Origin of the sequence: Helcococcus ovis, assembly GCF_004524775.2 — a bacterium.
Lineage (GTDB): Bacteria > Bacillota > Clostridia > Tissierellales > Peptoniphilaceae > Helcococcus > Helcococcus ovis.
In genome coordinates this window covers 1,006,587-1,020,867 of record NZ_CP119081.1, presented here as the reverse complement: position 1 = coordinate 1,020,867, position 14,281 = coordinate 1,006,587, and the positions used below count along the sequence as shown (strand labels likewise).

Here is a 14,281-nt window from a genome sequence, read left to right as displayed (position 1 = left end):
TTTGAAAAAAGAACTTACAGCAGTTAAAAACAGAATAAAAAAGTTAAAGGATAAAAAGGCTCTGATTGATGAAGAATTGGAGTCTTTATTCATTCGTGAGGAAGAACTTGAAAATGAGGAAATCATAGCAATTTGCAGAAAGAATAACATCACAATCAGTGATTTGATGGCAAAGGTAAATAAACAAAAAGCAGAACTGAAAAAGGAGAGGACAAATGAAAACCAGTTTGAAAAAGAATAATAAATTTGGGACAGCAGCACTTGCAGTAATTGTAAGTATTAGCTGCATTTTAGGTCTTTGGACGGTTGTTTATGCCAAGGAGCAAAAGACAGAAGCTCCTACAAAAAACGAAGCTGTCCAAACGGAAGTTGAAGTAAATGTAAAGTATATCTTTGAAGATGAAAAGCTCTACAAGGAGGAACAGATAAAGGCAGAGAGAGGACAGCTTCTCGATAGTGGCGATCTTCCAATGCTCCCTGATGATATGAAATTTATTGATGAATTTCTATTTTATGAAGTAAAGGGAGATGGAAATGATGAGATTATCCGTAAGGTAGCAAAGACTGAGCTTAAGGATAAACAAACTCAAACGGAAGAAGAAAAACCAAAGCAGGACACAAGTACGCAGACGGAATATAAAAAGACAGAGGACAAGAAAACACAGACAGAGCTTTCTAAAGACGATATTTCCAAAATGGAAAAAGAGGCTAAGGAACTTCAGGAAAAACTTGATAAGTTAAATGGCGAAATCAAGGATAAAGACAAACTAAGCGATAAGCAGAAAGAAAAAATCAAAGACCTTGAGGATGAGATTGAAAGTTTGAAAGAAAAAATGAAGAAAGATAAGGGAAATAAGGACTTATCAGAAGATATGAAAAAGGAAATAGATAAGCTGACGGGAAAGGTGAAAGAGCTTGAGAAAAAGGCTATAGAAACAAATAAAGCTCCTGTAACATCACAATCAGTTACACCGATTAGTCCTATTTCCGGAATTAAAACAAGTTCGGGCATTTCTCCTCAAACACCACAGAGTTCCGGTAAAGGCTCATCTGATACAGTAAGTTCAAGCAATACCACAAAAGATACAGGTAAAACAGAAGCAAAGGAGAAAGAAAAGGAAGTTCGCTATCCAAATAAATTGACAGCAAAAGCTCCTGCTAATAACAGCAGTCAGGATTCATCTATGGACGGTACAAGTAAGAGTGTAAATACCAATAAGGGAGTAGCTTCCGCTCCGTCAAAGGCAAGAGCTTCCGTTACGGAGAATAAAGATAATGCAAATAAGGACTACCCGATCCATCATGGAGATAGCAGCGATAACAAAGAAACGAATATGTATTCAGCAGATGCAAGGCAGTTTATTACCTTTCAGACTAAAAATGGTAAGACTTTTCATCTCATCATCAACCACGATGAGGATAGTGAGAATGTAATGCTTTTAACAGAAGTATCTGAAGATGACCTACTTAACATGGTGGAGAAAAAAGAAGCACCAAAGCAGGAAGTAGTAAAAGAAGAACCTGTTAAGGAAGAAGTAAAGCCTGAGAAAAAGGAAGAAAAGAGTAATTTAGGAACCTATATTATCTTGCTTCTTGTTGTAGGTGGAGCATTAGGAGCAGGTTACTACTTTAAGATTGTAAAAAAGAAAGAAGATAAGGAGCTTGAAGCATTAGAGGAGGAAGATGATGATTTCTTTTCTGAGGCGGAAAGTGAAGAAGAAATAAATGATGCAGATGAAGCGGAAGATGAGCAGTAATGCTGCATCAAAAATAATACAGTATTTGGTGCAAATGCAGGGCGGGAGAATAAAATCTTTCGCCCTATTATATTGAAAACAGGAGGAAATCACAGATGAAGTTAGTTATTGCAGAAAAGCCAAGTGTTGCAATTTCTATTGCAAAGGTTATTGGAGCAAATAAAAAAAAGGACGGATATTATGAAGGAAATGGATATAGGGTTTCTTGGTGTGTTGGTCATTTAATTCAGATGGCAAATCCGGACGCTTACGATGAAAAGTATGCCAAGTGGAATATGGCTGATTTACCGATTATTCCAAGCGAATACAAGTATGAGGTGGCAAAGTCTACTAAGAAGCAGTTTAACATCCTTAAAAAGCTTATGAATGATAAAGAGGTTGATATGGTTATCAATGCCTGTGATGCAGGGCGTGAGGGAGAAGCAATTTTTAGATTGGTATATAATCAGACAAATTGCAAAAAGAAGATGAAACGCCTTTGGATTTCATCTATGGAAGATAGTGCCATTAAAGAAGGCTTTAATAATCTGAAAGACGGAAAGGACTATGATAATCTCTTTGAATCAGCACAGGCAAGAGCAGTAGCAGACTGGCTTGTCGGTATGAATATCAGCAGGCTCTATTCTTGCCTGTATAAGCAAAATTACAGTGTTGGCAGAGTTCAGACGCCTACCCTTGCCATGATCGTAAAAAGAGATGATGAAATAGCAAACTTTAAAAAAGAAAAATACTATACAGTGGAGCTATCTATGGATGGCTTTAGACTTTCGACTGATAGAATTGATGATGAAATAGCAGCAGAGCAACTTTTAAATTTAGTAGGCGATAAGATTGAAATTACTGATATTATTCAAAAAGAGAAAATTACAAAGCCTGACTTGCCGCTTGATTTGACAACGCTTCAAAGAGAGTGCAATAAATATTTTGGTTACTCAGCCAAGCAGACACTTGATTACGCTCAAAGCCTGTATGAAAAGAAGCTCATTACATATCCAAGAACAGACAGCAGGTGTTTAACAGAGGATATGATTGTAAGTACGGTCAATAATATTTTGGGCAAGAATGACTTTGATACAGAGCGTATAAAGACGGTATTTAACTCTAAAAAGGTTACAGATCATCATGCGATTATTCCGACAATCAGTTCATTAAAGGAAGATGTTTCTAAGCTTCCTCTAAGCGAAGCAAAAGTTTATTTGCTTATATCTGATAAATTTCACGCAAGCGTAGGTTATCCATTAGTTGAAAGCACAACGAAGATTGTAGCGGAATTTGACGGCTTTGAATTTACGAGTACCGGCAAGGTTATTAAGGAGGAGGGCTTTACTAAGTATTTGAAAGAATATAAGGCGAAAAAAGATGAGGATATGGAGCTTCCTGATGTAAGCGTTGGCGATGTCTTAAGCATTGAAAATAAAGAGATAAAAGAAAAATTCACCCAACCTCCGAAACACTTTACTGAAGATATGCTCTTAAAGTCTATGGAGATTGCAGGAAATGAAGCCTTAGAAAAAGGTGTAGAAGTGGAAAGAAAAGGACTTGGAACACCTGCAACAAGGGCAGGAATTATAGAAAATCTAATTTTTAAGGGATTTATAGAAAGGGATAAGAAGAATCTTATAGCTACACATAAAGGAATTAGCCTTGTAACGATTGTAGCTGATAATTTTAAGTCGGCAGAAACTACTGCAAAGTGGGAAATGGAGCTATCAGATATTGCTCAGGGGAAATCTTCAAAAGAGGATTTTTTAGAAGCGATTGAAAATGAGATAAAAGAAGCTGTTCTGACATATAGCAAGTAAGTCGGGACTAATCTCAGAGTAGAAAAAATATCTTAAAAGTGCTATAATCTTTTGTAGGAAAAGTAGGGCGAAAGGAATTAGTCATGAAAGATATATTTATGGATACTGCTAAAGTTATGTCAAAAGGACAGGTTACTATTCCAAAGAGGATTAGAGAACTTTTGAATTTAGAAAATGGAGATTATGTTACTTTTGTAGTCAATAAAGATAGAGTTGAAATTCAAAATTCCAAAGTTTTTATTGAAGAAAACATTGGGAAATAAAGGTGGTGAAAAAGCAGATGATGATAGATGAAATAAAGAAGTTAATTCAAAATGGAGAGAAGATAGATGTCGAGTTTAAAGAATCCAAAAATGCTTTAACCAAAGATATCTTTGATACAGTATGCTCTTTCAATAATAGAAATGGTGGACATATTTTACTTGGTGTAAATGATAAAAGAGAGATTGTTGGTGTTAGTAAAGAGAAAGTTGATAAAGTGATTAAGGAATTTACTACGGCGATCAATAATCCGCAAAAGATGTATCCGCCACTTTATTTGCTTCCTGAAGTCTTTGATATAGACGAGAAAAAAGTAATTTACATCAGAGTTCCAGAAGGCTATCAGGTGTGCAGGCATAATGGAAGAATTTGGGATAGGTCTTATGAGGGAGACATCAATATAACAGACCATTCCGAACTTGTATATAAGCTATACGCAAGAAAGCAAGGAAGCTATTTTGTTAATAAAGTATATCCGAATCTTGATATTGATTTTCTTGATGCTTCTGTCATTGACAAAGCTAAGAAAATGGCTGTTTCCCGAAATAAAAATCATGTTTGGGAGAATATGAGCAATGAAGAACTTCTTAGAAGTGCCAATTTGATACTGACCGATCCGGAAACAAAGCGTGAGGGAATTACATTAGCAGCTATTCTGTTATTTGGAAAAGACAACTCTATTATGTCCGTTCTTCCACAGCATAAAACTGATGCTATATTCAGAGTTGAAAACAAGGATAGATATGATGATAGAGATGTTGTCATAACAAATCTGATTGATAGTTATGACAGGCTTATTGAGTTTGGGCAAAAGCATTTGAATGATTTATTTGTATTGGACGGAATTGTCAATGTCAATGCAAGAGATAGGATACTTAGAGAGATAGTTTCCAATACATTGGCTCATAGGGATTATTCAAGTGGGTATCCTGCAAAGATGATTATTGATGATGAGAAAATTACTGTTGAAAACAGCAACTTGGCTCATGGTATGGGAGCATTAGACTTGCAGAAATTTGAGCCATTCCCTAAAAACCCTGCTATATCAAAGGTATTTAGAGAAATAGGTCTTGCTGATGAATTAGGCTCAGGAATGAGAAATACCTACAAGTACACACAGCTTTATTCAGGACAAAATCCGCTATTTGAGGAAGGAGATATATTCAGGACGATTATTCCTCTAAAGAAGATAGCGACGCAAAAGGTGGGTGGAGGGAATGTCCCTCACAGTGTCCCTCACGATGTCCCTCACAGTGTCCCTCACGATGTCCCTCACAGTGTCCCTCACGATGTCCCTCACAGTGTCCCTCAGGGCAGAGATGAACTGATTGAATTTATAAAAGCACAAGTAAGATTAAATAATAAAATTACAAGACAGGCTATTGCAGAAGGTGCAGGGGTAAGTGTAAAGACGATACAAAGAACTTTGAAGGAAATAGATAATTTGCAATATGTAGGTAGTGGAAATAATGGTCATTGGGAACTTAACGAGTAAAAGTAAGTTGCAGAACCATGATTTTTAGTAGGTAATTGATTTTTAAAAGTACCATGCAATAAGGTTTTGTAGCAGAAAAATTAAGTTGCAGTAAGTTGCAATACACAGAATCAAAAGGTGATTAGAGTAAAATCTAACCGCCTTTTTTATTTGTAAAAAAGAAGGAGGTAAAAATGCGAATAAATGATTTTCATAACATTTTGGAGCTTGTAAAACAAGATGTGCTTCATAGTGAAGCAGAATATCTGAAGCTCTTAAAGGTTGTCGGAAGCAATCAAAGATATGACTTTAGAAGTCAATTAAGTATCTATGATAGAAATCCTGAAGCGACAGCTTGTGCCAAGTTCGATTATTGGAGGGAACGATTTAATCGTACCGTTATGCGAGGGCAGAAAGGTATCCCTATTTTAGAGGACTATGGCACATACAAAAAAGTGGCATATATCTTTGATATAAGGCAGACAGTTTCAAGAAACAGGGATGTCAATGAAGTAAATCTTTGGAGATTTGATAAGGAAGCTCATAGGGATGTCTTAAAGGAAATGATAACAAGTGAGGGCTATGAGGAAAGTGAAAGCACTTTAGAAAATATCTTTTCTTTAAGCAGACTTTATGGTGATGAAAAGATAGACAGTCTTATGAATGAGCTTAGAATAGCTGATGAAGATAGAATATCCTTTACTAAGTTTGTTAGGGATTCAGTGAGTTATGCGGTAGCTTCAAGATTTAAGTTAGATTATCCTATGGATAATGAGCTTCTAAAGGAAAATTTTGCAAAGTTTGATAGAATTTCCCTTATGAGCTTAGGCGAAACCGTATCGGATATTAGCGGAAAGATTATTGATGAAACCATTCAGAAAAGCAAAGAACTGGAGCTTCAAAAAGAAGTTTTAAGAGGAAAAGAAGCAGGATATAATAAGATTAAGAAAGAATTAGAGGAGGTAGAAGAAAATGTACTTCGACGAGATGATCAGGAAAGAAATGAAAGCGGGCGAGTTCTCCGAAATGGAGAGTACGGACGAGATAATAGAGAAAATCAGGGAGAATACGCTAAACAGCTTGGAGGAACAGACGGACTTCATAAGGGAGTATCCGAATCCGATCTACGCAGTGATGAGGCTCACTTACCTTTCACAGAGCGAGGAGCAGAGCCACTTCGAGATGTTAGTGGATCTATACAAGGAGAAGAAGCTAATAGGACACCTGATGGATATTCAGAAACAAGCGATAGAGTTTATGAGAACAGAGAAGCCGAAACTAATGACAGCTTGGAAGATAGAGGGCGAGAACAATCCGCAGTATGGGGCGATGATTTCAGCTCTGAAGGAAATGACAATCAAGGAAGTAGTGGAAATTTAAAAGATAATACTAATGTAGAGTTAAAAGAAGCTGATAAGGCTTCTTTTTCTTTACCCGAAAATTCGTATGGACAGATGAAGCTTACCATTCCATTAACTCAGAAGGATATAGATACTGTCCTTATTAACGGAGGAAATCATGATGGAAGTAGACTTCCTGTTATCGCTGAGTTTTCCAAAGGAAAAACGGCAGAAAAATTAGGAGAATACCTCAAAGATACCTTTAGAGGAGGAAACGGATTTTACATTGATGAAAGAGAAGTATCTTCCTGGTATTCGGATAAAGGCATTCATTTAGCGTATGGGACTTCGGCAAGAGAAGATGATACACAAATTTTAAGCTGGAGTGATGCTGCAAGTAGGATAAATGAGCTTCTTGATAGTGGTGAGTTTGCTATAAATGTAGAGCTTTTAGAAGCACCTGACTATGAAAGAGATAGAATTTCAGAATCCTTATGGTATCTAATGCATGATTTAAGCGAAGAAGGTCAAGGACAGGGATATTTTGAAATCTTAAAAACAAGCGGAGGAGGCTTTCCGGAAGAAACGAAAAGATTGTCTGAAGCATTAAAAAATCCTGAGTATCTGAAAGAAACAATCAAAGAATACAGCAGGTTTTTAGAGGGATACAAAGAAAACAGAAATGTATTAAGGTTTCACTATCACAAGGTAGACAGCCTTTATCAGAGGTTACAGGAACTTGAGTTGTCACGAAAGGAATACAGTACCAATCTGACAGAACTTCCCAAAGTGAAGTCCTTTATTACAGAAGATGAAGTCCTTGAAAGTCTTTCAAGAGGAAGTGGCGTCGATAGAGGAAAAGAGCGAATTACAAAGTTTTTCAAAGAAAATCATACCTTGCAGGAAAAAGCTAATTTCTTAAAAGACGAATATGGCATAGGTGGTAGAAGTCATGCAGTATCGGGGGCAATGGGAAGTGATGAATGGCATGATGCAAAGGGACTTAAATTACAGAAGAATAATTGTAATGATGTTTTTCTTACTTGGTCAAGTGTGGCAAAGCATATTGACGAGCTGCTTTCTAAAAATCTTTATCTTGAAGAAAAGAAAATAGAAAGTAAGTCAGAGATAGAAGAAGCAAAAGCACCGCAATATTATTCTAAAGATAATCCTGAAAACTTAATGACTGATGAAATGCTTGAAAGAGTACCTGAACTTTACGCACAGGAAGATGTAGCTTTAGCGGATAAAGAGGTTCATGCAGCATATATTATTCCTTTCCGTTCTAACTGGACTTGGTATATGACGGAATATGATAGGGAAAGCGGTGATGCCTTTGGACTTGTGTTAGGATTTGAGCCTGAATGGGGATATTTCAATCTTGAGGAATTAAAGGAGTTAAATGCCCAAAGACTTATTTTAGAGGATTTTCCAAAGACCTTTAGAGAACTTAAAGATACGGAACTTAAAAAGCAGATGGATGAACAGGAGCTTCAATCAGTCTTTAACGGAGAACTTAGCTTTGAAGATAAAGAAGAACTTGAAATATCTGAAGAAGTAGAAGAAAGAGTAGCTGCAACACCTGTTCAGGAAACGCTATTTGATTATCTGAAGGAAAAGGAAGAGGTAGAGCTTAACGAAGAAAAGGGAAGGCTTTCAGATGAATTTGCAGTTAAAGGGGGCGATACCGTCTATTTTAATCATGAAGAATATACTGTAAGGGAGATTTCTAAAAACCAAATCACAGGAAGATATGACTTATGGCTTGATCCTGTAAGAAGTGGAAACCATCAAATCCCTATTGTAGCCTTTACGGATAATGAAGATTTATTAAGACAAGTAAGCCCTGAAAGACCTGCGTTTATCGTTGGAGATGAAATTAAATACAAGGATAAAGACTATACCATCACACGCTTTGATGATATGGGAAATAACCTAAAGACGGTAACAGTTAAGGATAATATGGAATATCTTGGCGGTATGATAACAGGCTCCGATGTAATTCCTTATCGTCTTGAAAGCGATCTTGAGAGAGTATTTGAAAATCTGACATATAAAAAGCCTGAAACTATTGCTAAAGAAAGTGAAATAAAGAAAACAGAAGTTCATAACTTCAAGATTACGGAAGAAACGCTCCCGGACAAGTTATCTTCAAGTGAAAGGTTAAATAATAACCTTGAAGCCATCTCTATGCTGAGTCGCATTGAAAGTGGACAAAGAGAGCTTGATATTACAGCTCAGGAAATTTTAGCGAAATATGTAGGCTGGGGTGGATTATCTGAAGTCTTTGATGAAAGTAAGGATGGACAGTGGAAAGAGGCAAGAGCCTTCTTAAAGGAAAATCTATCGCCATCAGAATATGAAGCTGCAAGAGAATCTACCCTAACGAGTTTTTACACACCGAAAGCAGTCATTGACGGAATATATAAGACACTTTCAGGTATGGGATTTAAACAGGGAAATATCCTTGAACCGTCAATGGGTGTTGGGAACTTTATCGGTAATCTACCTGATGAAATGAGTAAGTCAAAATTTTATGGTGTGGAACTTGATTCGGTAAGCGGGCGTATTGGAAAACTCTTATATCCTGAAAGTGATATACAGGTTAAGGGGCTTGAAGAAACTTCCTTTTCCAATAACTTCTTTGATGTAGCAATCGGAAATGTTCCATTTGGAGAGTATAAGGTAAATGACAGGGAATACAATCGTAATAACTTTCTTATCCACGATTATTTCTTTGCCAAGTCCATTGATAAGGTAAGAAACGGCGGTGTTATCGCCTTTATTACATCTTCAGGAACAATGGATAAAAAAGACGAAAGTGTAAGACGCTATCTTGCAGCAAGAGCCGAATTTTTAGGAGCAATCAGACTTCCAAATGATACCTTTAAGGGTGTTGCCGGCACAGAAGTAACTTCGGATATTATCTTCCTAAAGAAAAGAGATAGCGTATTAGAGCGCGATGAAGATTGGATACACCTTGCAGAAGATGAAAATGGACTTTCATATAACAAATACTTTGTTGATCATCCTGAACAAGTGCTTGGCACAATGCGTGAGGTAAGCGGAAGATTTGGAAAGACACTCACTTGTGAACCGATAGCTTTTTTAGGGCAAGAGAACAATATGGCTTCGTTAAAGGAGCGTATCGAGATTGCAGGAGAAAGAATTTCAAAAGATGCCAAGTATGAAGAAGTAGAGCTACTTGATGATGAGATCACTTCTATCCCTGCAACTGATGATGTAAAGAACTTTTCTTATACCTTAATTGATGATGAAGTCTATTACAGAGAAAACTCACTGTTTATCAAAAAGGAAGTAACCGATAAAAACAAAGAAAAAATCAAGGATTATCTTGAGCTGAATGCTGCCTTAAAAAATGTGATTTACAAGCAGAAAGAAGGTTTTAGTGAGGAAGAAATCAAGGCTTCACAGGAAAAACTAAATGAAGTCTATGACCGTTTTTCTAATAAGCATGGCTTTGTAAATAATTTAAGCAATACAAGAGCTTTAAAAGAGGATAGCAACTTCCCGCTTGTTTCCTCCATTGAAATCCTTGATGAAGAAGAAAACTTTAAGGCAAAGGGAGATATTTTCTCCAAAAGAACTATTACAAAGGCTAAAGTCATAGATCATGTGGATACTTCTTTAGAAGCCCTTGTCTTATCGGTATCTGAAAAAGGATATGTGGACTTTGACTATATGGAAGGTCTTACAGGAAAAGACAGACCGACTTTGATTGAGGAGCTTCGAGGGGAAATCTACTTAAATATTAGGGAAGAACAAAACTTTTATAGACCTCTATCCTTTAACCCCGAAGATGGAGATTTGCCTTTTGCCTGTGCCAATGGCAGTAATTCCTACAAATACGGCTATGTAACAAAGGATGAATATTTAAGTGGGAATATCAGGGACAAGATTGCGATTGTTGACAGTTATCTTTCTAAGCTGAGACAAACGGAAAGAGAGCTGCCTCATCTTGGCTATGCGGAAGATGGCAAAGAAAAAGAGCTGATTAGCTATGAGATGAACCGATTGGAATACCAAAAGGCAGAGCTTACCAAAGTTTTACCAAAGGAGCTTGAAGCAAGTGAAATCAATGTAAGACTTGGTGCAACTTGGATACCGATAAAAGATATTGAAAAGTTTATCTTTGAAACACTGAAAACTCCGGGATATGCAAGATGGGATATTAAGGTTAAGTTTTCAAATCTAACAAGTGAATGGAATGTAGAGGGCAAAAGCAGGGATAGAGGAAATGACCTTGCTGAAATGACTTACGGTACATCAAGGGTAAATGCGTATAAGCTGATTGAAGATGCCTTAAACCTGAAAGAAACAAAGGTATTTGACCAGATTGTAAATCCGGACGGCTCTAAAACTTCTGTACTAAATAAAAAAGAAACCATGCTTGCAGGGCAAAAGCAGGAGCTTCTAAAAGAAGAATTTAAAAACTGGATATTTAACGATCAGGAAAGAAGAAACAGACTTGTAAAACTGTATAATGAGCGTTTTAACTCTATCCGAAATCGTGAGTATGACGGAAGTAATCTTTCCTTTGAGGGAATGAATACGAAAATAGATTTAAGACCTCATCAAAGAAATGCCATAGCAAGAAGCCTTTATGGAGGAAATACCCTTCTTGCTCATGTAGTAGGAAGCGGTAAGACCTTTGAAATGGTGGCATCTGCGATGGAAAGTAAAAGGCTTGGAATGTGCAGTAAGTCCTTGTTTGTTGTCCCCAATCACTTAACGGGTCAAATCGGTCGTGAGTTTATGCAGCTATATCCGTCAGCTAACATTATGGTTGCAGATAAGAAAGACTTTGAGCCGAAAAACAGAAAAAGATTTATCGGCAAAATTGCAACAGGAGAGTATGATGCCGTTGTAATCGGGCATACGCAGTTTGAAAAGATCCCGATGAGTAAGGAATATCAGGAAAAGCATATTCAAGATCAGATTGATGAAATTATAAACTATGTGGAGGAATACAAGCATGACAGAAATCAGAACTTTACTGTGAAACAGCTCGAAAAGACAAAGAAAAAACTGGAAACAAGGCTTGAGAAACTAAACGATGATTTTAAGAAAGATGATGTCATTACCTTTGAGGAATTAGGAGTGGATAAGCTCTTTGTTGACGAGGCACATGGCTTTAAGAACCTTTATCTCTATACCAAAATGAGAAATGTTGCAGGTATCGGACAGTCAGAAGCCTTTAAGTCCTCCGATATGTTTATGAAATGCCGCTACATGGATGAAATGACAGGCGGCAAAGGCGTGGTCTTTGCAACAGGAACACCTGTAAGTAATTCTATGACAGAGCTTTATACCATGCAGCGTTATCTTCAGTATGAAAGTCTAAAGAAAAACAACTTGGAGCATTTTGACTCTTGGGCTTCCACTTTTGGAGAAACGCAAAGCTCCTTTGAACTATCTCCTGAAGGTACAGGGTATAGGGTAAAAACGAGATTTTCCAAGTTCTATAATCTTCCGGAGCTTATGTCTATGTTCAAGGAAGTTGCAGATATTCAGACAGCGGATATGTTAAATCTTCCTACTCCTGAAGCACACTATGAGGTTATCAAGACCTTGCCCAGTGAGGAGCAAAAGGAAATCCTAAAGAGTTTATCTGAAAGAGCTGATGATGTGAGAAATAGGGTTGTAGAGCCTGATGAAGATAATATGCTAAAAATTACTAATGACGGTAAAAAACTTGCTTTAGATCAGCGTTTAATCAATCCGCTGCTACCTGATAATCCTGACAGCAAGGTAAATGTCTGCGTGAAAAATGTGTTTGCCATTTGGGATAAGACAAAAGAGAACAAATCTACACAGCTTCTGTTCTCTGATATGTCCACACCGAAAGGTGATGGAGAGTTTAATATCTATGATGATATTAGAGAAAAACTCGTTGCAATGGGAATACCAAAAGAAGAAATCGCCTTTATCCATGAAGCAAACTCAGACAAGCAAAAGGATGAACTTTTTGCAAAGGTAAGAAAGGGAGATGTGAGGATATTACTCGGTTCTACACAGAAAATGGGAGCCGGCACGAATGTACAAAATAAGCTGATTGCACTACACGACCTTGATGTCCCTTGGCGTCCTGCCGACCTTGAGCAGCGTGCGGGCAGAATTGTAAGGCAGGGAAATGAGAATAAAGAAGTGAATATCTATCGTTATGTAACAGAGAATACTTTTGATGCGTATTTGTGGCAGACAATAGAGAATAAGCAGAAGTTCATTTCTCAGATTATGACAAGTAAAACACCTGTCAGAGTGGCAGAAGATGTGGATGAAAGTTCACTTAACTATGCAGAGATTAAAGCTCTTGCCACAGGTGATCCAAAGATTAAAGAAAAGATGGATTTGGATAACGAGGTTACGAAGCTGAAGATGTTGGAAGCAAACTATAAGTCCAACCGTTACAGATTAGAGGATAAGGTCGCTAAAAACTACCCGGAAGAAATTGCAAGAACAGAAAAGCTAATAGAAGCTGTAAAGAAAGATATATCGGAAGTTGAACCTAAAGCGGAAGGTGAGGAAAAGTTTACTTCCATTACCCTTTTCGGAGAAAAGATTACTGATAAGAAGTTAGCTGGAGAAAAGCTGCTTGAAGCAATTTCCAAAGTGAAAATCAATGAGAGTAAAGTTGTCGGTAAGTATAGAAACATGGATTTAGAGGTAAGCTATAACTTCTTTACCAATTCTCATAACTTTAGCTTAAATGGTGCTGCAAAGCATTCAGGAGAGCTTGGAACAAGTGCAGACGGAAATATCACAAGGCTTGATAATGCTCTTGAGAAAATGCCTGAGAAATTAAAGAGGCTTGAAGAAAAGCTCATCAGCACAAAAGAACAACTTGAAAATGCCAAAGAGGAATTACAAAAGCCTTTTGAAAAAGCTGATGAACTAAAGGATAAGGTGCTTCGCTTGGCTGAACTAAATAAGCTCCTTGATATGGGAGAAGTGGAAGAAAAGAGAAATGATAATCCCCTTGTAGAAGATGTAAAACGAGCCATCATTGACTTCTGCAACAGAGAGTATGAAGAAAATCATAGTTATGATGAGTTTGACGCTCTATATCCTGATTTAAAGCACATAGGAATTGCTTATACTGATACACCGGATGAAAGACATGGCATACAGTTTGAGTTAGACCTTGAGAATTATACAGCAACTCAATATGTAAATGATGTTGTAGTAAGTCATTATGATTATGTAAAGGAAAATGGAAGTGTTGAAAAGGCTCTTGATGTCATAAAATTTGAAATGGAAAATGGAGAGTTTAATACCTTTGTTTCGGTAGATGAAGAAGAATTGAAGCAAGCAATGGGACTTGAAATTGATGATGAAGGTAACTTCTATGATCCACTTTCTAAAGACCTTGATAATGATGGAATTGCTGACAGATATGACAATGACTTTAAGGACAGCGATTATTTTGAGTCAACCTATGATGTTGAAGATAATTTGCATACCAAAGAGGAAGCCACACAGAAAACGGGTGATAAACCATCTATCTTAGGACAGATAAGAGCCTATCAGGAAGAAAGTAAAACAGAAGAAAAACAAACTGCAAAAGAACAGGAATATGTACGATAAGGGAGGGGAACCTTTCTTTTACCATGAAAGGAGAAAAAA

At 37.0% G+C, this 14,281-nt stretch carries 6 protein-coding genes; all 6 read left to right on the top strand.

The annotated features are described in order from the left end of the window. The first annotated feature begins 1 nt into the window (after window position 1). The 6 genes from EQF90_RS04750 (at window position 2) to EQF90_RS04725 (ending at window position 14,242) form a co-directional block, all read left to right on the top strand. Window positions 2-241, top strand: a complete 240-nt coding sequence (locus EQF90_RS04750; RefSeq protein ID WP_134711669.1) for a conjugal transfer protein — start codon at window positions 2-4, stop codon at window positions 239-241. Continuing rightward, window positions 216-1,757, top strand: coding sequence for a CD1107 family mobile element protein (locus EQF90_RS04745; RefSeq protein ID WP_134711670.1), 1,542 nt, complete (start codon window positions 216-218; stop codon window positions 1,755-1,757). Before EQF90_RS04750 ends, EQF90_RS04745 begins: the two co-directional genes overlap by 26 nt. A gap of 95 nt (window positions 1,758-1,852) precedes the next feature. Further along, window positions 1,853-3,559: a DNA topoisomerase 3 gene (locus EQF90_RS04740; RefSeq protein WP_134711671.1), complete on the top strand. Its 1,707-nt coding sequence runs from the start codon at window positions 1,853-1,855 to the stop codon at window positions 3,557-3,559. Window positions 3,560-3,642: 83 nt separating this feature from the next. Further along, window positions 3,643-3,822: an AbrB/MazE/SpoVT family DNA-binding domain-containing protein gene (locus tag EQF90_RS04735; RefSeq protein WP_024397232.1), complete on the top strand. Its 180-nt coding sequence runs from the start codon at window positions 3,643-3,645 to the stop codon at window positions 3,820-3,822. 17 nt (window positions 3,823-3,839) lie between these two features. Beyond that, the gene (locus tag EQF90_RS04730) at window positions 3,840-5,315 is read left to right on the top strand and encodes an AlbA family DNA-binding domain-containing protein (RefSeq protein ID WP_134711672.1); all 1,476 of its coding nucleotides are present in this window, start codon (window positions 3,840-3,842) and stop codon (window positions 5,313-5,315) included. A 173-nt stretch (window positions 5,316-5,488) separates the two neighbouring features. Next, window positions 5,489-14,242 (top strand): helicase-related protein, encoded by an 8,754-nt coding sequence (locus EQF90_RS04725; protein ID WP_134711673.1) that lies wholly within the window; start codon window positions 5,489-5,491, stop codon window positions 14,240-14,242. Window positions 14,243-14,281 lie beyond the last annotated feature (39 nt).